Annotated in this window: 28 protein-coding genes; 13 read left to right on the top strand and 15 right to left on the bottom strand. The window is 72.0% G+C overall.

Annotated features, from left to right (window positions below):
* Positions 1 to 50: 50 nt before the first annotated feature.
* Genes AAH991_RS15600 through AAH991_RS15610 form a run of 3 tightly spaced genes read right to left on the bottom strand, consistent with a single transcriptional unit; the run spans position 51 to position 2,383 of the window.
* Positions 51 to 1,061, bottom strand: a complete 1,011-nt coding sequence (locus AAH991_RS15600) for a Gfo/Idh/MocA family protein (protein WP_346226531.1) — start codon at positions 1,059 to 1,061, stop codon at positions 51 to 53.
* Positions 1,062 to 1,095: 34 nt separating this feature from the next.
* Positions 1,096 to 2,025 carry an NAD-dependent epimerase/dehydratase family protein gene (locus AAH991_RS15605; RefSeq protein ID WP_346226532.1) on the bottom strand — a complete coding sequence of 310 codons (930 nt, stop codon included), beginning with the start codon at positions 2,023 to 2,025 and terminating at the stop codon, positions 1,096 to 1,098.
* Between the two features lie 10 nt (positions 2,026 to 2,035).
* A complete protein-coding gene (locus AAH991_RS15610) occupies positions 2,036 to 2,383 on the bottom strand; it encodes a YrdB family protein (RefSeq protein ID WP_346226533.1) in 348 nt (115 codons plus the stop codon).
* A 112-nt stretch (positions 2,384 to 2,495) separates the two neighbouring features.
* Between AAH991_RS15610 and AAH991_RS15615 the strand changes: the two genes are divergently transcribed.
* Together AAH991_RS15615 and AAH991_RS15620 are read left to right on the top strand one after the other, a co-directional pair.
* Positions 2,496 to 3,194: a TetR/AcrR family transcriptional regulator gene (locus AAH991_RS15615; protein ID WP_346226534.1), complete on the top strand. Its 699-nt coding sequence runs from the start codon at positions 2,496 to 2,498 to the stop codon at positions 3,192 to 3,194.
* 70 nt (positions 3,195 to 3,264) lie between these two features.
* Positions 3,265 to 3,825 (top strand): SulP family inorganic anion transporter, encoded by a 561-nt coding sequence (locus AAH991_RS15620; protein WP_346226535.1) that lies wholly within the window; start codon positions 3,265 to 3,267, stop codon positions 3,823 to 3,825.
* Here AAH991_RS15620 and AAH991_RS15625 read toward each other — a convergent pair.
* From AAH991_RS15625 to leuA, 4 genes are all read right to left on the bottom strand, one after another.
* Positions 3,816 to 4,355: a MarR family winged helix-turn-helix transcriptional regulator gene (locus AAH991_RS15625; RefSeq protein WP_346226536.1), complete on the bottom strand. Its 540-nt coding sequence runs from the start codon at positions 4,353 to 4,355 to the stop codon at positions 3,816 to 3,818. The two genes, AAH991_RS15620 and AAH991_RS15625, sit on opposite strands and share 10 nt — an antisense overlap.
* 11 nt (positions 4,356 to 4,366) lie before the next feature.
* The gene (locus AAH991_RS15630) at positions 4,367 to 5,971 is read right to left on the bottom strand and encodes an FUSC family protein (RefSeq protein ID WP_346226537.1); all 1,605 of its coding nucleotides are present in this window, start codon (positions 5,969 to 5,971) and stop codon (positions 4,367 to 4,369) included.
* Positions 5,972 to 6,196: 225 nt separating this feature from the next.
* Complete coding sequence (locus tag AAH991_RS15635) at positions 6,197 to 7,072, bottom strand: hypothetical protein (RefSeq protein ID WP_346226538.1); 876 nt, start codon at positions 7,070 to 7,072, stop codon at positions 6,197 to 6,199.
* A 387-nt stretch (positions 7,073 to 7,459) separates the two neighbouring features.
* Positions 7,460 to 9,184 carry a 2-isopropylmalate synthase gene (gene leuA / locus AAH991_RS15640; protein ID WP_428833990.1) on the bottom strand — a complete coding sequence of 575 codons (1,725 nt, stop codon included), beginning with the start codon at positions 9,182 to 9,184 and terminating at the stop codon, positions 7,460 to 7,462.
* A gap of 278 nt (positions 9,185 to 9,462) precedes the next feature.
* Between leuA and AAH991_RS15645 the strand changes: the two genes are divergently transcribed.
* Both AAH991_RS15645 and AAH991_RS15650 read left to right on the top strand, forming a co-directional pair.
* Complete coding sequence (locus AAH991_RS15645) at positions 9,463 to 9,708, top strand: DUF2630 family protein (protein ID WP_346226539.1); 246 nt, start codon at positions 9,463 to 9,465, stop codon at positions 9,706 to 9,708.
* 76 nt (positions 9,709 to 9,784) lie between these two features.
* The gene (locus AAH991_RS15650) at positions 9,785 to 10,855 is read left to right on the top strand and encodes a GNAT family N-acetyltransferase (protein ID WP_346226540.1); all 1,071 of its coding nucleotides are present in this window, start codon (positions 9,785 to 9,787) and stop codon (positions 10,853 to 10,855) included.
* A gap of 37 nt (positions 10,856 to 10,892) precedes the next feature.
* On the opposite strand, the gene AAH991_RS15655 is transcribed toward AAH991_RS15650, so the two are convergent.
* Positions 10,893 to 11,531, bottom strand: a complete 639-nt coding sequence (locus tag AAH991_RS15655; protein ID WP_346226541.1) for a DUF1579 family protein — start codon at positions 11,529 to 11,531, stop codon at positions 10,893 to 10,895.
* A 208-nt stretch (positions 11,532 to 11,739) separates the two neighbouring features.
* Here AAH991_RS15655 and AAH991_RS15660 point away from each other — a divergent pair, with 208 nt between their 5' ends.
* From AAH991_RS15660 to AAH991_RS15675, 4 genes are all read left to right on the top strand, one after another.
* On the top strand, positions 11,740 to 13,635 hold the full coding sequence (locus AAH991_RS15660; protein WP_346226542.1) for a sensor histidine kinase: 1,896 nt from the start codon (positions 11,740 to 11,742) through the stop codon (positions 13,633 to 13,635).
* 73 nt (positions 13,636 to 13,708) lie between these two features.
* Entirely contained in the window at positions 13,709 to 14,314 is a 606-nt protein-coding gene (locus tag AAH991_RS15665) for a response regulator transcription factor (RefSeq protein ID WP_346226543.1), read from the top strand.
* A 279-nt stretch (positions 14,315 to 14,593) separates the two neighbouring features.
* Entirely contained in the window at positions 14,594 to 14,998 is a 405-nt protein-coding gene (locus AAH991_RS15670; protein WP_346226544.1) for a hypothetical protein, read from the top strand.
* A 30-nt stretch (positions 14,999 to 15,028) separates the two neighbouring features.
* Entirely contained in the window at positions 15,029 to 15,874 is an 846-nt protein-coding gene (locus AAH991_RS15675; RefSeq protein WP_346226545.1) for an NAD(P)H-binding protein, read from the top strand.
* Positions 15,875 to 15,890: 16 nt separating this feature from the next.
* Here the strand turns inward: AAH991_RS15675 and AAH991_RS15680 are convergent, their stop codons facing one another.
* The 7 genes from AAH991_RS15680 to urtA form a co-directional block, all read right to left on the bottom strand.
* Positions 15,891 to 16,745 (bottom strand): YybH family protein, encoded by an 855-nt coding sequence (locus tag AAH991_RS15680; RefSeq protein ID WP_346226546.1) that lies wholly within the window; start codon positions 16,743 to 16,745, stop codon positions 15,891 to 15,893.
* 61 nt (positions 16,746 to 16,806) lie between these two features.
* Positions 16,807 to 17,856, bottom strand: coding sequence for a sigma-70 family RNA polymerase sigma factor (locus AAH991_RS15685; protein WP_346226547.1), 1,050 nt, complete (start codon positions 17,854 to 17,856; stop codon positions 16,807 to 16,809).
* A gap of 177 nt (positions 17,857 to 18,033) precedes the next feature.
* The gene (gene urtE, locus AAH991_RS15690; protein ID WP_346226548.1) at positions 18,034 to 18,726 is read right to left on the bottom strand and encodes an urea ABC transporter ATP-binding subunit UrtE; all 693 of its coding nucleotides are present in this window, start codon (positions 18,724 to 18,726) and stop codon (positions 18,034 to 18,036) included.
* The gene (gene urtD / locus AAH991_RS15695; protein WP_346226549.1) at positions 18,713 to 19,474 is read right to left on the bottom strand and encodes an urea ABC transporter ATP-binding protein UrtD; all 762 of its coding nucleotides are present in this window, start codon (positions 19,472 to 19,474) and stop codon (positions 18,713 to 18,715) included. The genes urtE and urtD overlap by 14 nt, the downstream gene beginning before the upstream one ends.
* Complete coding sequence (gene urtC / locus AAH991_RS15700) at positions 19,471 to 20,535, bottom strand: urea ABC transporter permease subunit UrtC (RefSeq protein ID WP_346226550.1); 1,065 nt, start codon at positions 20,533 to 20,535, stop codon at positions 19,471 to 19,473. The genes urtD and urtC overlap by 4 nt, the downstream gene beginning before the upstream one ends.
* On the bottom strand, positions 20,532 to 21,386 hold the full coding sequence (gene urtB, locus AAH991_RS15705) for an urea ABC transporter permease subunit UrtB (protein ID WP_346226551.1): 855 nt from the start codon (positions 21,384 to 21,386) through the stop codon (positions 20,532 to 20,534). Before urtB ends, urtC begins: the two co-directional genes overlap by 4 nt.
* A gap of 9 nt (positions 21,387 to 21,395) precedes the next feature.
* A complete protein-coding gene (urtA, locus tag AAH991_RS15710; protein WP_169979148.1) occupies positions 21,396 to 22,622 on the bottom strand; it encodes an urea ABC transporter substrate-binding protein in 1,227 nt (408 codons plus the stop codon).
* Between the two features lie 181 nt (positions 22,623 to 22,803).
* Between urtA and AAH991_RS15715 the strand changes: the two genes are divergently transcribed.
* Genes AAH991_RS15715 through ureG form a run of 5 tightly spaced genes read left to right on the top strand, consistent with a single transcriptional unit; the run spans position 22,804 to position 26,796 of the window.
* Positions 22,804 to 23,106 carry an urease subunit gamma gene (locus tag AAH991_RS15715; protein WP_030506285.1) on the top strand — a complete coding sequence of 101 codons (303 nt, stop codon included), beginning with the start codon at positions 22,804 to 22,806 and terminating at the stop codon, positions 23,104 to 23,106.
* Complete coding sequence (locus AAH991_RS15720) at positions 23,103 to 23,447, top strand: urease subunit beta (protein WP_346226552.1); 345 nt, start codon at positions 23,103 to 23,105, stop codon at positions 23,445 to 23,447. The genes AAH991_RS15715 and AAH991_RS15720 overlap by 4 nt, the downstream gene beginning before the upstream one ends.
* Positions 23,440 to 25,158 carry an urease subunit alpha gene (locus AAH991_RS15725; RefSeq protein ID WP_346226553.1) on the top strand — a complete coding sequence of 573 codons (1,719 nt, stop codon included), beginning with the start codon at positions 23,440 to 23,442 and terminating at the stop codon, positions 25,156 to 25,158. Before AAH991_RS15720 ends, AAH991_RS15725 begins: the two co-directional genes overlap by 8 nt.
* Positions 25,158 to 26,030, top strand: coding sequence for an urease accessory protein UreF (locus tag AAH991_RS15730; protein ID WP_346226554.1), 873 nt, complete (start codon positions 25,158 to 25,160; stop codon positions 26,028 to 26,030). The genes AAH991_RS15725 and AAH991_RS15730 overlap by 1 nt, the downstream gene beginning before the upstream one ends.
* Before the next feature lie 40 nt (positions 26,031 to 26,070).
* A complete protein-coding gene (gene ureG, locus AAH991_RS15735) occupies positions 26,071 to 26,796 on the top strand; it encodes an urease accessory protein UreG (RefSeq protein WP_346226555.1) in 726 nt (241 codons plus the stop codon).
* Position 26,797: the final 1 nt, after the last annotated feature.

A 26,797-nucleotide genomic window follows, 5' to 3' on the forward strand; every position in this document is an offset into this window, starting at 1 on the left:
AGACGGCGATGACGGCCGCCTCCCGGGAATATGCGGCTTCCGGGAGGCGGTCAGGCCGTCGGGACGGCGTCCACAGCGGCAGCACCCGCGACGGCGGTGTCCGTGACGGCGGTGTCCGTGACGGCGGTGTCCGTGACGGCGGTGTCCGTGACGGTGGCGTCCACAGCGGTGGTGTCCCCCGCGGCCCGGACGATCTCCTCACACAGCTCGTGGCTCAGCTGGGCGTCGTCCGCCGTGAGGATCCGCCCCTCCCGCACCGCGCCGAGGAACTCCCGGCAGATCTGCTCGACGCCGCGCTGCCGGGTGGCCGGGACCCAGTCCCCCCGCCTGGTGACGGTCTCGCCCCCGGCGTAGCCGATCACCTCGCCGAGGTTGACCACGCGCCGCTTCCCGCCGCCGCCCATGACCTCGCAGGTCTCCTCGGCCGCGCCGCTGGTGCGGCTCATCACGCCGACGGCGGTGAAGCCGTCGCCGCCGAGCGTGAGCACGACGTGTTCGAGCAGGCCCTCCCGCACCCTGGTCCTGACCGAGGTGCCGGTGATCGGCCCGGGGGCGAGGAAGCGCAGCGTGTCGGCCACGTGGATGAAATCGTCGAAGACCACGGCCCGCGGGTCGCCGGGCAGGTCACGCCGGTTCTTCTGCATCACGATCACGTCGCGCGGCAGGTCGCGCAGGGCCGCGTACGCGGGGGCGTGCCTGCGGTTGAACCCGACCATGAGCGACCTGTTCCGCTCGGCGGCCAGCCGTACGAGCCGGGCGGAGGCGGCAGCGTCGTAGGCGAGCGGCTTGTCGACGTAGACGTGCACGCCCGCCTCCAGCAGCGTGGTCACGATCGGGACGTGCGCGGTGGTGGCCGCGTGCACGAACGCCGCGTCGATCCCGGCCCCGACGACGTCGCCGAGGGCGGTGAAGCGGGCGCCGATGCGGTAGGCGTCCCCGAGCCGGTCGAGAGCCGTCCGGTCGCGGGTGCACAGCAGCGGCTCGACGCCCGGCGTCGCCGCCAGCACCGGCAGGTACGCCTTCTCCGCGATGTCTCCCAGGCCGATGATCCCGATTCTCATGCCCGGGAGACTACCGCCGCCCCTCCGGCGCCTGTCAGCGTCCCCGCCACCACGTCACCGTCTCCTTCACCCCGTCCTCCAGCGGCGTCGGCGCGAACCCGAGGACCTCCTGCGAGGCGGAGGAGTCGAGCACGTACGGCCGGTCGAACTGGTAACGGGTCTCCCCCAGCTCACGCAGGAACGGCGACGCGAGACCACCCGCCTTGACCACCCACGCCGGCAGCCGCCGCAGGCGCGGCGCCGGAAGGCCGGCCGCCTCGCACACCCGCTCGGCGTACTCGCGCACCGTGAACGGCGGTGCGGTCGGGATGTGCCAGGCCCGGCCCCACGCGCGCTCCTCCTCCGCGGCCGCCGCAAGCGCCCGCACCACATCGGGCAGGTACGTGTAGCTGTGCGGGATGCCGGGGTCGCTGATGACGGTGCCGGGCTTGCCCGCGAACAGGGGCTCCAGGAGCCGCGGCCCCAGGTAGGACTGGTCGGACGACCGCGGCCCGTAGTAGTCCGAGCCCCGCACCTCGGTCACCCGCACCCGTCCCGCCTCGTGGGCGGCCAGCATCTCCTCCCACATCCGGGCCCGGACCCTGCCCTTCGTCCCGGTCGCGGCGAGCGGCAGGTCCTCGGTCATCAGCCCGTCCACCGGTCCGTACCCGTACAGGTTGCCCAGCGTGACCAGGACGGCCCCGGACGACTGCGCGGCGGCCAGGAGCGAGGCCGCGATCGGCGGCCAGTCCACCGGCCACCGGTGATAGCGCGGGTTGGCGCAGTTGTAGAGCGCGTCGGCCCCCTCGGTGAGCCGCCGCATCGCGGACGCGTCGGCCGCGTCCGCCGCGACCGGCGCTATCCCGGGGCGCTTCGGGCCGGAGCCCGAGCGGGTGACGAGGGTCACCTCGTGCCCCCGCTCCGCCAGCGTCTCGGCGAGCCCGCCGCCGACCTGTCCCGCCCCGACGATCACATGCTTGCCCATGATCTCTCCCTCAGACCTGATTCGTCAGCAGCCGCAGCACGCCGTCCACGACGTACACCACCGCGAACACGACGCCCGCGGTGACGAGCCCGGAGGCCGCCAGCGCGGCCGCCCCCGCCCCGAACCACACGACCTCGAAGGCCGCCCGGGCGAGCCCGTGCAGCTGGTACGGCGCCTTGCCGCCCGCCATGAACAACCCCCAGAGCGTCGCGAACACCGCGGGCGCGCCGAGCCCCACCATGATCCTTACCAGGAGATGCGCCTCCCGCGTGAAGCCCCAGTAGGCCAGCGAGATCAGCACGCCCAGCTCCAGGAAGAACATCACTGCGGCGACCGTTCCCTTGGTCACGGTGAGCATCGGCACTCCTTGCGTTCGTCGCTCCGTTATGAGAGCAATGCTCTCTCATTAGAGCGACATTCGTCAAGAGCGGTGCTCTCTAATTGCTCAGGTGCTCTGATAGCCTGGCCGCATGAACGCGAGCCGTACCGCGCGGGAGCGGGTGAGAGCGGAACTGATCAGGGAGATCACGGACATCGCCCGGCGCCAGCTGGCGACCGAGGGGGCCTCGGGCCTGTCCCTGCGGGCGGTGGCCCGGGAGATGGGGATGGTCTCCTCGGCCATCTACCGCTACTTCCCCAGCCGCGACGACCTGCTGACCGCGCTGATCATCGACGGGTACAACGCCCTCGGAGAGGCAGTCGAGCGCGCCGACGCCGCCTGCGCGCGTGACGACTTCACCGGGCGCTGGCTCGCCGTCTGCCGGGCCGTACGCACGTGGGCCCTGGCTCATCCGCACGAGTACGCCCTGCTCCACGGCTCACCCGTGCCGGGCTACGCCGCTCCGCAGGACACGGTCGCGCCGGCCACGCGGGACACGGCCGTGTACGGGAAGATCCTCGCCGACGCCCATCGCGCGGGCAGGCTCGTCCCTCCCCCGGTCTGCCCGCCGCCGCCCGCGGTTCTGTCGCAGGACGCCGAGGTCGTCCGGTCGCTGATGCCCGAGGTGCCGGACGACGTGATCACGCGGGCGATCGTCGCATGGACGGGGCTGTTCGGCATGGTCAGCTTCGAACTCTTCGGCCAGTTCACCAACACGATCACCCACCGGGCCGAGCTGTTCGACCACAACATGACCTGCCTCGCCCGCCTCGTCGGCCTGCCCGAGTAGGCGGCTTCCCGCCGGCGTCGCCCCCCGGGTCCTGCACACCCAGCTGCTCTCCGGCCTGGTCGTCGCGCTCGTGATCGCCACCGTCATCCTCGGCGGCCTGTTCCAGGTCGTGCTCGGCGCGCTCGGCGTGGCCCGGCTGATGCGGTTCGTGCCGCGCAGCGTGATGGTCGGATTCGTCAACGCCCTGGCCATCCTCATCTGCATGGCCCAGGTGCCCGAGCTGACCGCCGTGCCGATAGTGGTCCACCCGCTGGTCGCCTTCGGCCTGGTGGTGATGGTCCTGTTGCGAGGATCACCAAGGTGGTGCCCGCCCCGCTGGTGTCCATCGCGATCCTCACCGCCGTCACCCCGGGCGCCGGTCTGGCCGTGCCCACCGTGGGGAACAAGGGCGGCCTGCCGTCCTCGCTCCCGGTCCCCGGCCTGCCCGACGTGCCCTTCACGCTCGGCACGCTCACCCTCATCGCCCCGTACGCGCTCACCTTCGCCCGACGTGCCCTTCACGCTCGGCACGCGCGGCAAGAAGGTCACCGTCGTCGTGCTCAACAAGCCCAGCGCCGAACTCCACAAGAGGCCGGGCAGCTCTCCGGCGGCCGCTGACGGTTCGGGTAAGCCGGGCGAGGGTCAGAACTGACGGGCGCCGAGGCGTCCTTCCAGGAGGAGCAGCAACTCGCCGAGGAGGTCTCCGAGCTCCCGCTGCCGGTCGGCGCCCAGCGCCGCCAGGAGATCGCTCTCGTAGCCGAGCTGCCGGGGCAGCAGCCGGTCGGTGAGCGTACGGCCCTCGTCGGTGAGCGCGAGGTGGGAGACCCGCCGGTCTCGGTCGTCGGGGCGGCGGCGCACGAGGCCGCGCTCCTCCAGGACCCGCAGCCGCTTGGTGACGGCCGCGCCCGAGGCGAAGGTCTCCCTGGCGATCCGGCCCGGGGTGAGCTCCCGGTCCAGCCTCCGCAGCGCGGCGAGGACGTCGAACTCCGGCCGGGTGAGCCCGTACTCCCGGAGGGGCGCGTCACCGGCCTGCTGCAGCAGCAGGACACACCGGGTGAGGCGGCCGATAACGGCGATCGGCGCGGTGTCCAGCTCGGGGTGGACCCGCCGCCACTGGCGCATCACCTGCGCGACGACGTCCTCTGCGACGCTCTCTGGCGCCTCGCCGGCGATGTCCTCCACGCCCCGATCCCTCAGCCCTGGGTCCGTTCGCAGCCGACTCTATCCCGATCCCGTACGGCCAGCCTCGCCAGCAGGCGGTGCCCCTCCTGCTCGGCCCGGGCGACCTGCTCCTCCGGCAACGCGCGCTGCCACCACTCGCCGGCGGCGACGTCGGCGGCCCGGCGCAGCTCCACCGACGCGTCGACGAGCGCGCCCCTCACCCGCGCCGTCTCCCCCGGCTCACCGGGATCACGGGCGAGAAGGTGCCGGACCGCCGCCTGGGCGGCGGCCACGCGCCGCAGCGCCGCGTCGATCCGCCCCGCGCTGCGGCGGTTGGTCACCAGCAGGCAGCCGAGCAGTCCCGCCACGACGCCCACGGCCGTGTCCAGCCAGCGGTCGCGGACCAGCGGCCACGCCGGCTGATATCCGGGCAGTTCGGTGAGGAGGAGGGCCATCGGCGTCACGCACACCGTGCCCAGCCAGTAGTTGCGGGTCATCAGCGCCTCGGTGCAGAACTGGAGGGCCAGCGTGAGCAGGACCAGGGCGAGCGCGCCCGTACGGCTGACCGGCAGCAGCGCCGTGAAGACGAGCAGGCCGACCACGTTTCCGAGGGCGCGCTGCAGGGCCCGCTGCCACGACAGTGTGGCGTTGGCCTGGAAGACCGCCGCGGCCGTGACCACCGCCCAGTACGGGTGACCGACTCCGGCGGCCAGCGAGACCAGCCCGGCGAGGGCGGACCCGACGGCGACGCGTACGCCGATCGGGAACAGCGGGGAGGCGGGGTGGAACATGCGCAGCAGGCCCGGTGCGGCCGGCGCCGCCCGCTCCAGCACGATGCCGGCGAGCCCGGCGGCCCCCGCCTCGCCGAGGCTCACTTCGGGCACCGGCCGGTTGCGGCGCAGGTCCGCGGCCCAGCTCGCGAACAGGCCCGCCTCGTCACGGGGCACGGCCGGGAGGGACGCCTCCACCCGGGCCAGGAGACGTTCGAGCGTGTGCCTGCCCGGGCCCGCGGGCGACGGGAGCAGCGTGTGCCAGGCCGCGTTCACCGCCGCCGCCGCGTCGTGCCGGGCGCGGGTGGCCGCCGGCCCCTCCGCGCGGGCGAGCCGGACGGCGGCCTCCAGCGCCCGGGCGACGGCCGTGCGCTGCGGCCCTTCGGGACGGACGAGCGCGGGAGCCATGCAGACGAGCCAGGCGAGCGCCGCCGCCGCCGCGACGAGCGCGAGATGGACGGGGATGTCCCCGAGCCGCTGCGGCAGGAACGTGCAGGTCGCGCCGATGAACGTGAAGATCAGGTTGCCCGGCGGGCCGATCCGGGCGGCGTCGCACGCCACCTTGTGCGCGGCGGCGAGCAGCGCCGCCACGACGACCAGGACGGGAGCCGACCCGGTGAGACCGGCCGCGGTGAGCGCGACGCCCACGCTGGCGACCATGCCCGCAGCCACGCCGAGCAGGGTGCGCGCCCTGACCCGGTACGGCAGGCCGTGCGCGTAGAGGGCGCACAGGGCGCCGGCGGAGGTGTACACGGCCAGGTCCAGACGGTCCAGCAGGAGGAGGACCGCGTCCGGCACGGCGAGCGCGACGACCGCGCTGAGCGCCTGCTTGTGCCAGACGTCCCCCAGCCCGCCGACGCTGAACACTCCTCGCAACGGCAGCCGCCGAAATCGCTTGCCCGGCCTCATGATCCCCGAATCGTTCGCAGGTGTTTTACCCGTGAAACATATCAGCCCGCGAAACGCTCCGGCCCCGCGGCCTTGCGCTGGGCCGGAACGACCGTCTCAGGGGTGAGGCGGTCTCGGCTCCGGCCCGGCTCCCGCGTACGGCGATGACAGGGCTCGGCCGGCGAGAGTCCGCCGAAGACGCGACTAATCCCGCCGGTCCCGGAGGGCCTCGCCCACGTCGTCGATTTCGGGCAGCCCGCCGGCCGGGCCCTCGACCTTGGCCACCAGAGACGACCTGGGCGGCTTGATCGTCACGTGGGGTCGCCAGGCGAGGTATTCGGTTCTCGCCGCTCCCCTGGCGTGAGGCCGGCCCGCCCCGCCTTTGATCCAGGTGTCCCAGATGGAATCGACCATCATGGGCGTGCCGTCCTTGTCGGTCCACAACCACCACCACACGAGGGCGGGAGCGAGGGTGGCGTCGGGCTTGCGCCCGATAAGCGTCCGGAAAGTGGGCGAGACGGCGTACAGGTCGGCGAAGGTGATTTTCCCCTTGTAGAGCATCGTGTTCTCGTGGATCCGGCCGGTGCTGTCCTTGAAGCCGGAGCGCTTTTTGATATAGGTGTCGGACAGCAGCTTTGTCAGCGTCCGGGGCTCGAAGACGTCGACGGCCTGATCGGTGAAGGCGCCGCCGTTCGGGATCGCGCCGCGCAGGGCCCAGGTCTTCCCCTTCGGCAACGCGGGCGCGTACAGGGGCCCGGTGGTGTAGAGCTTGCCGTTGACGCTCACAGAACGGTGCGGCCGGGTCTGGACCAGGAGGCTCCTGGCCACGGGATCGCCGTCGGCGGCGTCCTTCTTCACGAGGGCCGAGGAGTCGTCACGTGTGAACCGCAGGCGCCTGCTCAGGTCGGACGCGATGGGTCCCCTGCGCCCGAACTGGATCGACCCCGCGCGTTCGAAGTCGTACTGAAAGGTGTTGGCCGTGTTGTTGATCAGCCGCGAGCGCGAACCCAGCTGGACGTCTCCCCACTCGACGACCTTGACGGTGAGCTGGGCGGACAGGAGCCGCCGTACCGCGGCCACGGGATCGCCGGCGGCCGTTGCCGCCGAGGCGGGGGCCGCTGCCGCCGAGGCGGGGGCCGCTGCCGCCGAGACGGGGGCCGGCAGAGCGCAGGCCACAGCCGCGGCGCCAAATACTGCAAATAATCGCCTCATGCGCAGAATGTCCTAACTCATAAATGAGGGGCATACGTCTTTGCATGATCCATTGTGCCCGCGACGGTGAATCCTGACGTCGCCGTCGATCACGAGACATGCGAAAGGCGGCAGTCGGGGATCTCCCGGTTGCCGCCTTTCGCGTGATCACGACGGCCTTATGGGCCGGTCAGGACATACGCTTGCGATTTTGTGCAAGGTCATGGGCAGTGACGGCGCAGGTCATTCCGCGTCACCGCGAGAATCGGGGGGACGTCAGTGGCGGGTGGCCCGGTTGACGGCGGAGATGATGGCCTTGAGCGAGGCGGTCGTCGTGTTCGCGTCGATGCCGACGCCCCACAGGACCTGCGTGCCCTCCGGCCCGCCGACCTCGCACTCCACGTACGACGCGGCCTTGGCGTCGGCGCCCGCGCTCATCGCGTGCTCGGTGTAGTCGAGGACCCGCACCGGCACCCCGATGTTCTCCAGAGCGTCGCAGAAGGCCGAGATGGGGCCGTTGCCGACGCCCTCGATCTCCCGGATCTGGCCGTCGACCCGCACGTCGGCGCTGATCGCGTCCTTGTCGTCCACGGTGGAGGTGTGCCGGTGGGCCAGCAGGCCCAGCCGCCCCCACGGGCTCGCCGGGTTGGGCAGGTACTCGTCGGAGAACCGCTCCCACATCTCGGCGGCGGTGACCTCGCCGCCCTCGGCGTCCGTACGGGCCTGGATGACGCGGGAGAACTCGATCTGCAGGCGGCGCGGCAGGTCGAGCTGGTGGTCGGCCTTCATGATGTAGGCGACGCCGCCCTTGCCCGACTGGCTGTTGACCCGGATCACGGCCTCGTACGTGCGGCCGATGTCCTTGGGGTCGATCGGCAGGTACGGCACGGCCCAGGCGAACTCGTCGACCGGCACGCCGGCGGCGGCCGCGTCGCGCTCCAGGTGCTCCAGGCCCTTCTTGATGGCGTCCTGGTGGGAGCCGGAGAAGGCCGTGTAGACCAGCTCGCCGCCCCACGGGTGGCGAGGGTGGACAGGCAGCTGGTTGCAGTGTTCGACCACCCGCCGGATCTCGTCCATGTCCGACAAGTCGATCTCCGGGTCGACGCCCTGGGAGAACAGGTTCATGCCCAGCGTCACCAGGCAGACGTTGCCGGTCCGCTCGCCGTTGCCGAACAGGCAGCCCTCGATGCGGTCGGCGCCGGCCATGTAGCCCAGCTCGGCGGCGGCGACGGCGGTCCCGCGGTCGTTGTGCGGGTGCAGGGACAGCACGATCGAGTCCCGGTACGCCAGATTGCGGTGCATCCACTCGATCTGGTCGGCGTACACGTTGGGGGTGGCCATCTCGACCGTCGCCGGCAGGTTGACGATCACCTTGCGGTCGGGGGTGGGCTGCCACACGTCGTTGACGGCGTTGCAGACCTCGACGGCGTACTCCAGCTCGGTGCCGGTGAAGGACTCGGGCGAGTACTGGAAGTAGATCTCCGTGCCCTCCATCTGGGCCGCCAGCTTCTTGCACAGCTTGGCGCCCTCGACGGCGATGGCGGTGATGCCGTCCCTGTCCTGGCCGAAAACGACCCGGCGCTGGAGGGTGGAGGTGGAGTTGTACAGGTGGACGATCGCCTGGCGCGCGCCGCGCAGCGACTCGAAGGTCCGCTCGATCAGCTCGGGCCTGGCCTGCGTCAGCACCTGGATGACCACGTCGGAGGGGATGCGCTCCTCTTCGATGATCTGGCGGACGAAGTCGTAGTCCGTCTGCGACGCGGCCGGGAAGCCGACCTCGATCTCCTTGTAGCCCAGCCGGACCAGCAGGTCGAACATCTTCAGCTTGCGGTCGGCGTCCATCGGGTCGATCAGGGCCTGGTTGCCGTCGCGCAGGTCCACCGCGCACCAGCGGGGCGCCTTGGTGATGACCTTGTCGGGCCAGGTGCGGTCGGTCAGCCGTACGGGCTCGAACGGCGTGTAGCGATGGAACGGCATCGGGCTCGGCTGCTGCTCATTCATGATTGCTCCTCGTCGGGCGCACGGCGAGCCCCGGACACGACGTTGCCGTCGATCATTGGAAAGGGGCGCCGTTGGAAGAAACCAGGGCGGCCGACGCGCATGCCTCTCGCACCGCGGCGAGGGAGCCGGCCTCTTACAGGCCCTCGCCGCGGCGGATAAGAAGGAGTCCGCGCAGCATGCCAAGCAGACTAGCAGACGCCCTCCGGAGGAACAGACACCCGATCACATTCCGAGACGGACCACCGGGTTAGGGTGAGCCGTGACGCGAAGGAGGCCGCATGAAGGACAACGACATCCTCAAGCAGATCAGCGAGCTGGTCGACGAGGAGCACTCCCTGCGTGAACGGCTGGTCGCGGGCGAGCTGACCTCCGAGGAGGAGCACGACAGGATCTCCTCGCTGGAAGAGCAGCTCGACCGCTGCTGGGACCTGCTGCGCCAGCGCCGCGCCCGGCGCGACGCGGGCGAGGACCCCGACTACGCCTCCCCCCGGCCGGTCAACGAGGTCGAGAACTACATGCAGTAGACCCCCCTCACCGCCGCGGTTCCACGATGTGAAAATGAGTCGCGTCCCTGACAGGGTGTGCGAAATTCTTGTCGGCATGCACACGATGCGCGTCGTCCCCGCGGCGCAGGAGGAAGACGACCCCGGCGGCCCGGCGGGCCACTCCCCTCTGGCCGGTCTGTACGCCGTTTCCCGGGCCTGCGACGAACCGGGTCCCGCGATGTCGTGGCGGCACTTCTCGGCGAGCGTCCGGAGCGGGGCGGGCGGCGAGCGGGCCGAGGCGTGGGCGGCGTGCGACGCCGGGCAGGACGACGGCACCCGGACCGACGGCACCCGGACCGGCGGTGATCAGGTCGTCGGCGGCCAGGTCGTCGGCGGCCACATCCTCCACTTCCCGCAGGACGACAACACCCACCTCGCCCTGCTCCGGCTGATGACGCATCCGCTGCGGCGGCGCGAGGGCGTCGGCGGCATGCTGCTCGACCACGCGATCGGCCGGGCTCGCGACGAGGGCAGACGCGTGCTGATCGCCGAGGCGCCCGCGGACGGGCCGGGCACGGCTTTCGCCAAGGCCCGCGGATTCTCCCCGGCCTCCACCGAGACCCGGCTGGTGCTCGACCTGCGCACGGCCGACCGGTCCGGCCTCGAACTCCTCCGGGCCCGGGCCGTACGGCACGCCACCGGCTACTCGCTCGAACGGTGGGCCGGGCCGACCCCCGACGACCTGCTCGGCGACATCGCCCGCCTGGCGGAGGGCATGAACGACGAGCCGCTGGGCGACCTCGCCGTGGAGGAGCAGCGGTGGACGGCCGACCGCGTGCGCGCCCGCGAGGAGATGCTCGCGCGGGCGGGCCAGCGGACCTACACGATGATCGCCCGGCATACGGCCAGCGGAGAACCGGCGGGGTTCACCCAGCTGGTGGTGGACGCCGAGCGGCCGGAGGGCTGGGCCCGCCAGGACGTGACCACGGTCCTCGCCCCGCATCGGGGCCGGCGGCTCGGCCTGGTGCTCAAGCTCGCCAACCTCACCTGGTTCCGCGCCTGCGAGCCGTCCGTCGAGCGTGTGATCACGTGGAACTCCGTGGCGAACCCGCACATGCTGGCGATCAACGAGGCGATGGGCTTCGAGGTCTTCGACACCTGGTACCAGTGGCAGCTCGACATCTGACCGGGGACGCAGGCCGGTCCCGGCCCCGCCGGCGGGCCTACTTGGTCTTGCGGGTGTAGACGACGCGGTCGACCAGCCGTTCGGGCCGGCCGGGCGGGGTGAAGTACAAATCGAAGGTGTGCCGGTCGTCCGACCTGATGGTGATCACCGTGCGCATCGGGATGGTCTTCCCGGCGTACTCCGGGCCGAGCACGCCGGGGTCGGTGAACGTGCCGGGCAGCGACAGCACATTGCCGATCTCGGCGAGAGCGGGGCCGCGATAGGTCATCGCGGTGGGGGTGACGCTGTCGAAGGTGGTCCACTCGTAACGCCGGTCGATGGTGGAGAAGCCGAGGATTCCCAGCCGGTAGTAGGGGTGGCCGCCCAGGACGCCTTCGGCCTCCTCCTCCAGGAACCGGCCGCCCGTCTTGGCGATCCATCGCGTCTTGACCGTGATGTCGCGGGAGACGACCGGCTTGCCGTCCCCGCCGAGAAGGTAGTTGTACTTGGTGGCCTTCCACGTGCCGGCCAGCGGGTCGAGCCGGCGATGGAAAGGCCCCGGCCCGAGCGGGTCGGCGGCTGCGCTCCGGGTCCGCGCGGCCGTCGCGGCGGCCGGCGCCGACGGGGCGGCCGGCGCGCCGGTCAGGGCCAGTACGGCCGCGGCCGAGACGACGGACAGGGACAGACTCTTCAGCATGGGTGTCTCCGTGGGCTGCGGGGGCCGGCAGGCGACGTGGTGCGGCCGCCCTGCCTACACGATCTCGGGCCGCGGCAGGTCCGGGCTCTCTTTCGCAGGACCCGCCGCGTGACGTACGGGATCATGACATCGGGGGAAACGCGGCTGGTAGTGTCCCCGTCATCGGCCAGATGTGCATTTCGCACGGTTCACGGAAGGGTCCCGGCGAGTGGGGCGAACCGCGGACGACCTTCCGCTCCGGCTGGCCAGGGCCATGTTGTGGGCCTCGTTCGGCATCCTCGTCTACATCCGTGCGTTCAGCGCGCTGGACGGCGGCGCCGATCTGCTCGGGGTGCTGCTCCCGATGGCGTCCTACCCGCCGCTCATCGCGCTGTCGCTGTGGTGCTGGAGGCCGGCCGTCCGATACGGGCTCTTCGCCGCCGTGATGCTGCTCTACTTCCTGCCGTTCCCGTTCGCCGGGGAGTCCTGGGACTGGATGCCGTGGACCGTGGCCGCCGCCGCGCTGTGCGCGCTCCCCACACGGATCGCCTGGCCGATGTTCGTCCTCACCGTGACCGCGGCCGGCGCGTCGGTCCTCCTCCTCGGCTACGACGCCGCTCCCGGACAGGAGGTCCAGGCCGGCCTCGGGTACATGATCGCCACGGCGGACGACGGTCTCATCGTCTTCGGCCTGTCCAGGCTCGTCATGGCCGTCACGAGACTTCACCGGACGCGCGAGGAACTGGCCCGGACGGCCCTGTCGAGGGAACGGCTGCGGCTGGACGGAGAGCTGCGGCACCTGCTCGGCGGAAAGCTCCAGGCGATCGCGTTCCGGATGCGGACAGCTGCCCGGCAGGAGCCGGGCGAGGCACGGCACTCCCTCCGGGAAGGGATCGAACTCGCGCGGCGCACCCTGGCGGAGGTGCGCGCCACGGCCGGCGCCTACCGCGCCGACGCCCTCGGGACGATCTCGCCGCCGGCCGAGTCGCCACGGCTGGCGCGGCGTGTTCTGCTCGCGGTCCTGGTCATCCAGTGCCTGCTCGTCCTGAAGAGCCTGGCCTACGTCCGCCCCGGCGACTGGACGGCCTTCGCCCTCGCCGCCGTCCTGCTCACCGTCATCGTGGTCCTCCAGGTGCTCCCGCGGTCGCGGGCGCGGCTGGTCGCGCAGAGCCTGCTGATCCTGCTGCCCCTGCCCGTCGTCCCCGACGCCTGGGACCGCCTGCTGAGCATCTTCACGGGCAAGCTGCTGCTCAACGTGCGGCCGCCGCGCTCCTGGGCGATCGTCGGGGTCGTCCTGGGCGGGCACCTCGCCTGGTTCCTGCACCGGATCGACCGCGACTACCTGTTCATCGACGACATCCCCGCCGCCCTGGCCAACTTCGGCGGCCATGTCATGATCATGTGGCTGGTGTACTGCCTCGGGCGGCTGAGCGGACTGCTCACCGTGCTGGAGCGGACCCGGCACGAGCTGGCCGAGGCGGCGGTGCGCCGCGAACGCGTGCGGATCGCCGGCGACCTGCACGACATCCTGGGCTACAGCCTGTCGGCGGTCGCCCTCAAGGGCGAGGTCGCCGAACACCTGCTCGGCACCGACCCCGCAAGGGCCGAAACCGAGATCGCCGCACTCGGGTCACTGGTCGAACGGGCCGTGGTGGAGCTCGGCTCCATCACCGGCGACCGGGTGGAGCTGCGGCTGAGCAGTGAGATCGACGCCGCCCGCGAGGTGCTGGCGAGCGCCGGGATCGACGCGGTGGTGCGCGTCGAGACGGGCCCGCTTCCCGCGGCGGTCGACACCGCGCTGGCCACCGTGCTGCGAGAAGGCGTCACCAACGTCCTGCGCCACAGTCAGGCCCGCACCTGCGAGATCACCGTGTCGGGCACGGCGGGTGGCGTACGGCTGCGGATGGTCAACGACGGAGCCGCCGTACGGGAGGGATCGGAGCGGCAGGAACGGCGCGGCACCGGGCTCCACAGCATCGCGGCGCGGACCAGCGGACGGGTGACGGCCGGACACCGGGCCGATGACAGCTTCGAGATGCTCGCCGAGTTTCCGGCACCGGCCGAACCCGATGGCGGCCCGGAGGGCCTCCATCCGGTCTCGGGCAGGCGGCTCTCCCGGACGTGAGACCGCTGGCATGATCGGTGTCCATCGGACGGGGGTCGAGGCCGTCCGTTCGCGGGCCGGAAGGGTGATGCGTGTGATTCGCGTCCTCATCGCGGAGGACATGCACATCCTCCGCGAAGCGCTGATCGAGCTGCTGTCGTTGCACGACGACATCGAGGTGGTGGCGGGGGTCGTCTCCGGCCTGGAGATCGTACCCGCGGCGCTGGAGCACCGGCCCGACGTGGCCGTGATCGACATCGACCTGCCGGGGCTGGACGGCGTGGCCGCGGCGGCCGAGTTGCGAAGGGCGCTGCCCGATTGCGCCGTCCTGATCCTGACGGCGCTGACCAAACCGGGTGCCCTGCGCAGGGCGCTGGGCGTCCAGGTCGCGGGTTTCGTGCCGAAGGACATCCGGCCGGCCGAGCTCGCCGCGGCGATCAGGACCGTCGCGGCGGGGGGACGAGCGGTGGACCCGTCGCTGGCGCTGGTCGCACTGGAGGCGCCGGAAAGCCCGCTCAGCCGGCGCGAGACGGAGGTGCTGCGCATGTCGGCCACGGGCGCGCAGCCCGCCGAGATCGCCGAGCGGCTCTTCCTGACCTACGGCACGGTGCGCAACTACCTCACCTCAGCGGTCGCCAAGCTGGGGGCCCGCAACCGGGTCGACGCCATCCGGATCGCCACGGATTCCGGCTGGATCTAGCCGGGGCTCCGCGACGAGCGGGCAGGCTCCCGATGGTGACGCCCCGCCGCCCGGGCCGCCGCGGCGCCCCGGGCGGCTATGCGAAATGCACATCGACCGGGTTACTGAGGCACTGACGGCCTTCTCCGGCCTTCTGCCACGATTTCGGTGAACCAAGATCCACCGAACGGCGTCCGTCGCGTGCCGCGGCTCTGCCGTCTTGTGAGCAGGAGATGTCATGGGAAAGACGGGCAACCCCACGCCGCGACGGGCGGCCCTCGCAGGCGCCGGGACTCGCTGATGGAGCCCACCGAAGTCCTGCCGATCGTCGCGATCCTGTCGATCGTCACCGTCGAGTTCGGCGGGCACGCGCTGCTGCGGTTCATCACCACCGACCGGGACCGGCTCGGAGCCCTCCGCGAGCGCTTCTTCCGCGCCGGCCACGCGCACGCGGGTGTGCTCCTGGTGCTCTCACTCGTCTATCTGCTGTATCTGCCCCGCGCCGGTTTCACCGACGGCCTGGAATGGCTGTGCGGCGCCGCCCTGCTCGCCGGAGTGCTGGCCCAGTCGGGCGGGTTCTTCCTGCACCTAGGTGTCGGCGAGGAGGGCCGGGGCTCGTACGGCACCGCGCTCACGCGGACCGGCGCCCTGCTCCTCGCGGCCGCGCTCATCGCCTTGGCGGCCGGACTCATCCGGGCCGCGTAGGCCGCCCACCGCAGGCGAACGGAGAAGTGAATGATCCTGGTGACCGGCGCGACCGGCAACGTGGGCTCGGAACTGGTCGAGGCGCTGCTCGGGGCGGGTGAACGGGTCCGGGCGCTCGTCCGGAACCCCGGGGACGCCGCCCTGCCCCCTGACGCGGAGCCCGTCGGCGGCGACCTCAACCGGCCGGAGAGCCTGACCGAGGCGTTCGACGGTGTCCGGCGTGTGTTCCTCCTGCCGGGCTACGAAGACATGCCCGGCCTGCTGGCCCGCGCCCGCCGGGCCGGGGTGGAGCGGGTCGTGCTGCTGACGGGCGGATCGGCCGCGCTGGAGGACATGACCAACGCCGTCTCCCGCTACATGACCCTCTCCGAGCGGGCCGTGCGGGCGTCCGGCCTGCCCTGGACCCTCCTGAGGCCAAGGTCGTTCATGTCCAACGCCCTGCGCTGGCTGCCTCAACTCGAGGCCGGCGACGTGGTGCGCGTGCCGTTCGCCTTCGTGCGCACCGCCGCCGTCGATCCCTTCGACATCGCCGCCGTGGCGGCCCGGGCGCTGCTGGACGACGGGCACGACGGCCTGATCCACGAAGTGACCGGCCCGCGGGCGCTGCTGCCCGCCGACCAGGTGGCCGTCCTCGCCAGGGTGCTCGGCAGGGATCTGCGTTGCGAAGGCCTGACCGACGCCGAGGCCCGGGCCGAGATGGAGGCGCAGATGCCCGCGCAGTACGTCGACGCGTTCTTCCGGTTCTTCGCCGACGGCACGCTGGACGAGTCGCGCGTCCACCCCACTGTGCGCGAGGTGACCGGACGCCCACCCCGCACCTTCGAACAATGGGCGGACGCCCACGCCGATGCCTTCCGCGAGACCCGGGCCCCTTGAATCGGTGCACGCCGCACTACGGACGCAGGTCGGTCGCGGCCTCGCCGGTGCCCGGATCGCACGGGAAGGAGAGGTGCTGGTGGATCATCACCCACGCGCCGTCCCGCCGTTCGAACACGCGGGTCCCGCGTGACCACATCTCGGCGCTCTCGCCGCCGGTCTGCTCCACCCGGATGCGGTTGAGCCCCCACGCGACCGCCAGGTCCCGCCTGGCCAGGATCTCGAGGTCGGGGACGTCCCAGCTCACGCCGGCCTCGGCGGCGTCGAGGCCGCGCGCGCAGACCTCGCGCACCGCCTCGACGCCGCGGTGCTGCAGCGGCCCGTCGTGCTCGTAGGAGACGACGTCCCCGGCGATTCCGGTCATGAGGCCGTCCAGGTCCCCTTCGGCGGTGCCGGCGAACCACCGGCGGTGCAGTTCGCGCACCTCCTCCTCTGCCGTTTCCGAATCCTCGGCCGTGCCCGAATCGGCGCCCGGCTCGACGTACGGGAACGAGTGGTGCTCATGGGTGATCATCCAGTGGCCGTCCTGCCTGCGCAGGCCGAGCGTCAGCCGCAGGCGCATCCGCGGGTCGGCCGCGAGTTCCTCGGGGCCGCCGCAGCGCAGCAGGGCGTGGGCGAACGCGACGTCCTCCCCCGCGGTCACGTCCAGCGAATCGATCTCGAAGCAGGCGCCCCGTGCCTGCCAGGCGAAGAAGGGCGGCCACGTCTCGCGGTAGGCGTCCAGGCCGCGTACGCCCTCGTACGGCGGCGGCACGTCGAACATCACGATGTCGGCCGCGTGGCCGGCGACGACTCCGTCGATGTCGCCGCGGTGGACCGCCTCGGCCCAGCGCTCGATCAGGTCGCGGATCCGCTCGTGGTCGTCGGTCATCTGGCTCGGTCCTTCCGGGTCGTCGGCTGTCACCGCCTACAACCCCCGGCAACCGGCGAACTCATCGGTCGGCGGCCACATCCGCCCGCGTGAGTTCCGCCGGCAGGCCGAAGGCCGGCAGGTGGGCGTCCAGGAACGAGACCACCTCGGCGATCAGCGGTCCGCGCAGCGCGAGCAGGTCCAGGCCGGCGGCCGCGTACACGCCGCGGTCGTCGTCCCACAGGTAGGTGCCGAACGCGACCTGCCCGTTCGCCCGCGCCGGCAGGAAGCGCCAGCGCCGGCTCCCGGCCGTCTCCAGCAGGAAGCCGCGGATGCCGTCGTGCCCGTGGAACCAGGCCGGAAGCGGCGGCATCGAGTACTTCGCGTCCTCGGTCAGCATCGCCACGATGGCGTCCACGTCCGCGGCCTCCCAGGCGGCGGCGTAGCGCCGGGCCGTCCCCCGCCACGCCGGTTCGCCGAGCAGCCCGAGTGTCCGCTGCTGGGTGGCGGGCGGGACCAGGCGGCCGAGCGTGCCGCGGGCCCGCTGCAGCGCGCTGTTGACCGCGGCGACGGTCGTCTCCAGCAGGCCGGCGACCTCGCCGGCGCCGTAGCCGAGGACGTCGCGCAGCAGCAGCACGGCCCGCTGCCGAGCGGGCAGGTGCTGCAGCGCGGCGACGAAGGCCAGCTCCACGCTCTCCCGCGCCACGACGCGGGCCTCCGGGCCCAGCTCCGCGGTCCAGCTCATCAGCCGGTCCGGGAACGGCTCGACCCACGCCGCCTCGGCCGGAGGTACGCCTCCCGGGCTCAGGTCGGCGGGCAGCTCGCGCCGCCCACGCCGCTCGATGAGCGTCAGCGCCCTGTTCGTGGCGATCGCGTACAGCCAGGGCCGTACGGACCCGCGGTCCCCCTCGTGTTCCCGGAACCGTGGCAGAGCGCGCCATGCCCGGTCCAGCGTGTCCTGGACGACGTCCTCCGCGTCGTGAACCGATCCCAGCATGCGGTAGCAGTGCGCGCGCAGCTCGTCCCGCAACGGCCCGACCAGGCGCCCGAAGGCGTCGCCGTCGCCGGAACGGGCCGCGGCCAGCAGTTCGGCCCCGGACTGCCCCGTCCGGCCGATCCGTTCCCCACCCATCCGCCCATCCTGCCCCGGCCCGGGGGGCGGTGCCGGAGACAGTGGAGGAAGCGGTCGGGCCGTGCGCAATGCCGGGTCCGGACGGGCCCCCACCGCGCCGGCGGTACGGAGCCTCCGGCTCGGCCGAAGGCGTTCACACGTGCGATCGCTTCCTCCCCTCCAGGGTAATCCCGGTGGTCAGACGGACAACAGGCGGTGAACCTCCTCGTCCCGGAGCTCCCGTGCGGGGCCGGACCTGACCACCCGCCCGGCGTCGAGGATCACGAACCCGTCGGCCAGCCGCAGGGCGAGGTCCAGGTACTGCTCCACCAGCAGGATCGCGAGACCGGTCGCGTGCAGGCGTTCCACGGCCTCCTCGATCTCCAGGATGATCGACGGCTGGATGCCCTCGGTCGGCTCGTCCAGGATCAGCAGCCTCGGCCGGGTGACCAGGGCCCGGGCGATCGCGAGCTGCTGCTGCTGGCCGCCGGACAGGAAGCCCGCCGGCCGTTTCAGCAGCGGCTTGAGCCGGGGGAAGACCTCCAGCGCCTCCTCCAGCGCCGCGTGCTCACGGTGCGTGGAGGCCTCCAGCGTGACCAGGAGATTGTCCATCACGGTGAGCTGGGGAAAGGTCTCGTGCCCCTGCGGCACGTAGCCCATGCCGAGCCGTACGCGCTGGTCGGGGCGCAGCCGGGTGACGTCCCTGCCCTCGAACGTCACCGTCCCGCCGGTCGCCGGGAGCACGCCCATGACGGTGTCGAGCAGGGTCGTCTTGCCGACCCCGTTGCGGCCCATCACGCAGACGAGGCTTCCGGCGGTCACCTCCAGCGAGACGCCGAAGAGCACCCGGGCCCGGCCGTACCCCGACTCCAGTCCCTCAACGGACAGCATCCTCTGCACCCTCCCGCGCCCGTCCCAAGTAGATCTCCTGCACGCGCGGGTCGGCCCGCACCTGCTCCACCGAGCCCTCCGTCAGCACCCTGCCCTCGTGCAGGACGGTGACCTGGGAGGCGTAGCGGCGCAGGAAGTCCATGTCGTGCTCGACCACGACCACGGTGTGGTCGCGGGCGACCTCGGTGAGCAGCTCGCCGGTGCGCTCGCGCTCGCCGGAGGACATGCCGGCGACCGGCTCGTCGAGCAGCAGCAGCCGGGGCCGCTGGACGATCAGCATGCCGATCTCCAGCCACTGCCGCTGCCCGTGGGACAGCACCCCGGCCCTGCTGCCGGCCAGCCCGGCCAGGCCGGTCGTCTCCAGTGCCGCCGCGACCTCCTCCGACACCCCGCGCCTGCGACGCAGCAGCGACCACAGGGGGCGGCGGAACGACGCGGCGAGGTCGAGGTTCTCCAGCACGGTGAGCTCCTCGAAGACCACCGAGGTCTGGAAGGTGCGGCCCACGCCGAGCCGGACGATCTCGTGTTCCCTGCGGCCCGCGAGGTCCTGCCCCTCGAACCGCACCGTGCCCGCCGTCGGTTTCGTCAGGCCCGTGATCACGTCGATGAGGGTGGTCTTCCCCGCGCCGTTCGGCCCGATCAGGAAGCGCAGCTCACCCCGGCCGACGGTCAGGTCCACGCCGTCGAGCGCCCGGAAGCCGCCGAAGGCGACTTCCAGCCCGCGGATGTCCAGGAGCGGCTCGGTCACGCCCTCGCCTCCCTTCTCCGTACGAGTGCGGCGGCCAGGCCCGCGATGCCCTTGGGCGCCAGCGTCATGACGAGCACGAACAGGGCGCCCTGCAGGTACAGCCAGACGTCCGGGAGCTCCTCGCTGAAGTACGTCCGCGCGTACCCCATCACGACCGCGCCGAGCACCGCGCCCGCCAGCGCGAACCGGCCGCCGACGGCCACGGCGACGACGAGTTCGAGCGAGGGCACGACCCCGAGCAGGGCCGGCGAGATGATGCCCACCACGGGCACGAACAGCGCCCCCGCGATGCCGGCCGTGCCCGCGGAGACGGCGAAGGTCAGCGTCTTCACGGTGGCGGGGTCGTACCCCAGGAAGCGCACCCGGTCCTCGCCGTCCCTGACCGCGAGCAGCAGCCGTCCGAACCGGCTGCGGACCAGTTGCCTCGCGCCCAGGTAGAGCGCCCCGAGCACGGCCGCCACCAGCAGGTAGAGGCCCCGCTGGGTCTCGTCGGCCGCCACGTCGCGGCCGAAGAAGTCGAAGAAGTTGGTCAGGCCGTTCGTGCCGCCGGTCAGCCCCTGCTGCCCGACCAGCAGGATCACCAGCGCCGCCGCCAGCGCCTGGGTGAGGATCGCGAAGTACGCCCCTCGTACGCGCTGGCGGAAGACCAGCGCGCCGAGCAGCAGCGCGACCGCGACCGGCAGCACGACGACCATGGCCAGCGCGAAGACCGGGTTGCCGAACGGCTTCCACAGCGCCGGCAGCTTCTCCACCCCGCTCCAGACCATGAAGTCGGGCAGGTCCCCGCCGGCGTCGTTGAGCTTGAGATACATGCCCATCGCGTAGCCGCCGAGGCCGAAGAACACCCCCTGACCGAGCGTGAGCATGCCGCCCTGCCCCCAGGCGAGGCCGATGCCCAGTGCCACGATCGCGTAGCAGAGATACTTGGCCAGCAGGCCGAGGCGGAACGGCTCCAGCAGCAGCGGCGCCACCACCAGGGCGAGCACCGCCACCGCCGTGAAGGCCGCGGGGCCCTGCCACCGGCCGGTCAGGACCCGGCGCGAGACCGTGAGGGCGGTCATGTGAGCGCCCGCGATCGGACGAAGAACAGCCCCTGCGGCCGGATCTGCAGGAAGCCGATGATCGCCACGAGGACCACCACCTTGGCGAGGCTGGCGTCGCTCCAGAACTCGGCGTAGGAGTTCAGCAGGCCGAGGCCGATCGCGGCCAGCACCGCGCCGCGAAGCTGGCCCAGGCCGCCGGCGACGACCACGAGGAACGCGTCGACGATGTAGTACGTCCCGAGCGTCGGCCCGACCGGCCCGATCAGCGTGAGCGCGACCCCCGCGACTCCGGCGAGGCCGGAGCCGATGAAGAACGTCCGCTGGTCGACCCTTCCGGTGTCGATGCCGCTCGTGGCCGCGAGCCTCCTGTTCTGCATCACCGCCCGCATGCGCCGCCCCTGCCCGGTCCGGTTCATGTACGCCCAGATCGCGAGCACCGACGCCGCGGCGAGCGCCATGATGAACAGCCGGTTGTACGGCAGGATCCCGGCCCCGCCGCGCAGCCAGGCGGGCGAGGACACCTGCACGTTGGGCGCCCCGAACAGGTCACGGGCCAGTTGCTGGAGCATGAGGCTGGCGCCCCAGGTGAGCAGCAGCGTGTCCAGCGGGCGGCCGTAGAAGCGCCGGACCAGCGTGCGCTCCAGGATCAGGCCCATGACCCCGGCCACCACGAAGGCGGCCGGGAGGGCGACCAGGAAGCCCACGCCCTGGAGCAGGTAGGCCGTGTAGGCCCCCGCCATGATGAACTCGCCGTGGGCCATGTTGATCACGCCCATCTGCCCGAAGGTGAACGTCAGCCCGAGGGCGATGAGCAGCAGGACCGCTCCGATCGACAGCCCGATCGGCAGCTGGTTGACGATTCCCTCCACGTCGCCCCGTCAGACCAGGCCGCCGGCCCAGGAGTACGTCCTGAGGTAGGGATCGGGCTTGATCGGCTCGCCGGAGTTCCAGACCTCCTTGATCTGGCCGTCCGGCTGGACGACCCCGATGCGCGCGGTCTTGTAGACGTGCTGGTTGTCGCCGTCGATGGTGACCTTGCCCTCGGGGCGGTCCAGGGACACCCCGCCGGCGGCCTTCTTGACGGCCTCCACGTCGGTGCTCCCGGCCTTCTTGACGGCCTCGGCCCACAGGTGGACGGCGTTGTATCCGGCCTCCATCGGGTCGGAGGTCACCTTGTCGGCGCCGTACTTCGCCTTGAACGCGGCCACGAACTTCTCGTTCGCCGGGGTGTCGGTCGTCTGGTAGTAGTTCCAGGCCACGAGGTGCCCGGCGACGTTGTCCACCCCGATGCCCCTGACCTCCTCCTCGGCCACGGACACCGACATGACCGGCATCTGGTCGGCGCTGATCCCGGTGCTCTTGAGCTGCTTGAAGAACGCGACGTTGCTGTCGCCGTTCAGGGTGTTGAAGACCGCGTCCGGCTTGGCCTCGACGATCTTGTTGACCAGCGTGCTGTACTCGGTGTGCCCGAGCGGGGTGTACTCCTCGCCGAGGACCTCCATCCCGTTCGCCGCGGCGTACGCCTTGATGATTTTGTTCGCGGTTCTCGGGAAGACGTAGTCGCTGCCGACGAGGAAAAGCTTTTTCTTGCCCTTCTCCTTCAGGTAGTCGAGCCCGGGGACGATCTGCTGGTTGGTCGTCGCGCCCGTATAGAAGATGTACGGCGAGCTTTCCAGGCCCTCGTACTGGACCGGATACCACAGCAGCGCCTTGCGCTTCTCGAAGACGGGGAGCATCGCCTTGCGGCTCGCCGACGTCCAGCCGCCGAAGACGGTCGCGACCTTGTCCTGCGCGATGAGCTTGGTGGCCTTCTCCGCGAACGTCGGCCAGTCGGAGGCGCCGTCCTCCACGACGGGCTCGAGCTTCTTGCCCAGCACGCCGCCGGCCGCGTTGACCTCCTCGATCGCGAGCAGCTCGGCGTCCCTGACCGTGACCTCGCTGATGGCCATCGTGCCGCTGAGGGAGTGCAGGATGCCGACTTTTATGGTGTCAGAACCCCCAGATGAGGCAGATGTACCACTTGTCGAGGATTGTCCGCCGCACGCCGCGAGCGTCGCGGCCGCGAGAGCGAACACCGCTCCGGCACGCCATAATGAGTTCCGCAATTGCCTCTCCTTGCCGCTACGGCCCCCGCGCCGATCCGTCTGCCGTCAAGGTGGGCGCGCGGTATTTCCCGCCGAAATCCCGGCCGTTAACAACTCATTAGCGGAAGCTCACCGCCGTCCGGATACGCGTACGAAATCGGCGGGTAACGCCGAGGAAACGCCGGGTACCTATCGTCCCGCCATGCGGCTCACTCCACACGAACAGGAACGGCTCCTCATCCACGTCGCCGCGGGCGTGGCCCGCGAGCGCAAGGAGCGCGGCCTTCGCCTCAACCATCCGGAGGCGACGGCCCTGATCGCGTCCTTCCTCCTGGAGGGCGCCCGCGACGGCCGCAGCGTCGCCGACCTGATGGACGCCGGCCGCAAGGTCCTGCGCCGCGAGGACGTCATGGAGGGCGTGCCCGAGATGCTGGAGTCCGTCCAGATCGAGGCGACCTTCCCCGACGGCACCAAGCTCGTCACCGTGCACAACCCGATCGCATGAGTACGCCGAGCTTCGAGGGCGTGCCCGGCGAGATCCTGTGCGGCGACGGCGACGTGCCGCTGAACCCCGGCAGGGAGCGGATCACCCTGAGAGTCGTCAACACCGCCGACCGGCCGGTGCAGGTCGGGTCGCACTACCACTTCGCCGCGGCCAACCCCGGCCTGGAGTTCGACCGGGAGGCGGCCCGGGGCACCCGCCTCGACATCCCGGCGGGCACCGCGATCAGGTTCGAGCCCGGGGTGGAGCGCGACGTCACGCTGGTCCCGCTCGCGGGGAACCGCGTCGTCCCCGGACTGCGCCCCGAGTGGGCCGGTCCCCTCGACGGGAGGACCGATGTCTAGCGTCGAGCGCGCGCGCTACGCCGCGCTGTACGGCCCCACCACCGGCGACCGGGTGCGCCTGGCCGACACCGGCCTGTACGTCGAGGTGACCGAGGACCTGTCGATGGGACCCGCCGGGGCGGGCGACGAGGCGGTGTTCGGCGGCGGCAAGGTCATCCGCGAGTCGATGGGGCAGGCGCGCACCACGAGGGCGGAGGGCGCGGCCGACCTGGTCATCACGGGCGCGGTGATCCTCGACCACTGGGGCGTGGTCAAGGCCGACATCGGCGTCCGCGACGGCCGGATCGCGGCGATCGGCAAGGCCGGCAACCCCGACACGATGGACGGCGTCCACCCGGACCTCGTCATCGGCCCGTCCACCGAGATCCTCGCGGCGAACGGCAAGATCGTCACCGCGGGCGCGGTCGACTCCCACGTCCACCTGATCTGCCCGCAGATCCTCGACGAGGCGCTCGCCTCGGGCGTGACCACGGTCGTCGGCGGCGGCACAGGACCCGCCGAGGGCACGAAGGCCACCACCGTGACCGGGACCTGGTACCTCGGCCGGATGCTGGAGTCCCTGGACTCCTACCCGGTGAACGTGGCCCTGCTCGGCAAGGGCAACACGGTCAGCGAGGAGGGGCTGCTCGAACAGTTGAGAGCCGGGGCGTCGGGCTTCAAGCTGCACGAGGACTGGGGCACCACCCCCGCCGCCATCGACGCCTGCCTGCGGGTCTGCGACGCCACCGGGGTGCAGGTCGCCATTCACACCGACACGCTGAACGAGGCCGGTTTCGTGGAGTCGACTCTGCGGGCCATCGGCGGGCGGGCCATCCACGCCTACCACACCGAGGGCGCCGGAGGCGGCCACGCCCCGGACATCATCACGGTGGCCTCCCACGCCAACGTGCTGCCCTCGTCCACGAACCCGACCAGGCCGCACACGGTCAACACCCACCACGAGCACCTGGACATGCTCATGGTGTGCCACCATCTCAATCCCGCCATCCCGGAGGACCTGGCCTTCGCCGAGTCGCGGATCCGGCCGACGACGATGGCGGCCGAAGACGTCCTGCACGACATGGGCGCGATCTCGATGATCGGCTCGGACTCCCAGGCCATGGGCCGGGTCGGCGAGACGATCATCCGTACGTGGCAGACGGCGCACGTGATGAAGCGGCGCCGCGGGGCGCTGCCGGGCGACGGCCCCGCCGACAACCTCCGCGCCCGCCGGTACGTGGCGAAATACACGATCAACCCGGCGATCGCCCACGGGCTGGACGCGGAGATCGGGTCGGTGGAGCCCGGCAAGCTCGCCGACCTCGTGCTGTGGAGCCCGGCCTTCTTCGGGGTCAAGCCCGACCTCGTCGTGAAGGGCGGCGTCATCGCGTACGCCCAGATGGGTGACGCGAACGCGTCGATCCCGACGCCGCAGCCCGTGCTCCCCCGCCCCATGTTCGGCGCGGCACCGGTCACCGCCGCCGCGACCTCGCTGCACTTCGTGGCGCCCCTCGCGCTGGAGGACGGCCTGGCCGGCCGCCTCGCCGTCGGCAGACGGCTGGTCCCGGTGGCCGACGTCCGCGCCCGGCGCAAGGACGCCATGCCGCTCAACGACGCCCTGCCGGACATCCGGGTGGATCCCGACACCTTCGCCGTACGCGTGGACGGCGAGCTGATCGAGCCCGCCCCGGCCGAGTCGCTGCCGATGGCGCAGCGCTACTTCCTCTTCTGATGTCCGCCGTGAAGGGGGACGCCGCGCTGCTGCTGCTGGCCGATTCCCGGCTGCCGGCGGGCGGGCACGCCCATTCGGGCGGCGTGGAGGAGGCCGTACGGCTGGGCGCCGTCACCGGCACAGACGACCTGGCGCGGTTCCTGCGCGGCAGGCTCGCCACCTCCGGCCTCGTCACCGCCGCGCTCGCCGCCGCCGCGTGCGAGCTGGCGGTCTCCGAGGTCGTCCGGGGACCCGCAGCCGGCCGCGGCGGCGGTGCCGGTGCCGATGCCGATGCCGATGCCGATGCCGATGGTGAGCCGGTGGCGGCGCTGTGGCGGCGGCTGGACGCCGAGGCCGACGCCCGGACCGCCTCGCCCGCTCAGCGGGAGGCCTCGCGCACCCAGGGACGGCTCCTGCTGCGCACGGCCCGCCGGATGTGGCCCTCGGCCGCGCTGGACGTGCTGGTGCGAGCGGTGCCCGACGGTCCGCACCATCCGGTCGCGCTCGGCGCGGTCGCGGCCTCCGCGGGGTGCGAGCCCCTCCAGGCCGCGCTGGCCGCCGCCTACGCGACGGTCACCGGCCCGGCCACGGCCGCGGTGCGGCTCCTCGGCCTCGACCCGGTCGCCGTCCACCGCCTGCTCGCCGGCCTCGCGCCCGCGCTCGACGAGACGGCCCACGCCGCCTGCGAGTCGCTCCCGGACGCCCTCCCGCTCGACGATGAACCGTACGACGAGCCGTACGAGGAGCCCGGCGAGGAGCCGGACGATCGCGGCACGGGACGGCACGCGGGTCGGCGGGCGGCGTGGCGGGCGCTGCCCGGGCACGGCGCGCCCGCGCTCGACCTCCTGGCGGAGGGACACCTGACCAATCCGGCCAAGCTCTTCGTCTCCTGACCTCCCACCCGGCCATCACGCGAGAAAGACGAGGTTCCCCATGGGCGCTCACCACGACGACGTCCACGACCCGGCCGAGCCGCACGGGCGGGCGCTCCGCCTCGGCATCGGCGGGCCGGTCGGCAGCGGCAAGACCGCCCTGGTGGCGGCGCTGTGCCGCAGTCTCGGGCCGACCCTGCGGCTCGGGGTCGTGACCAACGACATCTACACCACCGAGGACGCCGACTTCCTGCGCCGCGCGGGGGTCGTCGACCCCGGGCGCATCCTCGCCGTGCAGACCGGCTGCTGCCCGCACACCGCGATCCGCGACGACATCGCGGCCAACCTGGACGCCGTCGAGACGCTGGAAGAGCGGTTCGGGCCGCTCGACCTCGTCATCGTCGAGAGCGGCGGCGACAACCTCACCGCGACCTTCAGCCGGGGCCTGGCCGACCGGCAGATCTTCGTGCTCGACGTGTCGGGCGGCGACAAGGTGCCGCGCAAGGGCGGGCCGGGGGTGACCTCGGCCGACCTGCTCGTGGTCAACAAGACCGACCTCGCGCCGATGGTCGGCGCCGATCTGACCGTGATGTCCCGCGACGCGGCGGCCGTACGGGACGGCAAGCCGGTGCTGTTCACCTCGATCAGGGAGGACAGGTCCGCGCACACCGTCGCCGAGTGGGTGGTGACCATGGTCGAGGCCTGGCGGCGCGAGCACGGGGAACCGCACCACCACGCCGCCCACAGCACCTCCCACGGTAACGCCAGCCCGGCCGCGGCGACCTGAC

The organism is Microbispora sp. ZYX-F-249, assembly GCF_039649665.1.
Classification (GTDB): Bacteria; Actinomycetota; Actinomycetes; order Streptosporangiales; family Streptosporangiaceae; genus Microbispora; species Microbispora maris.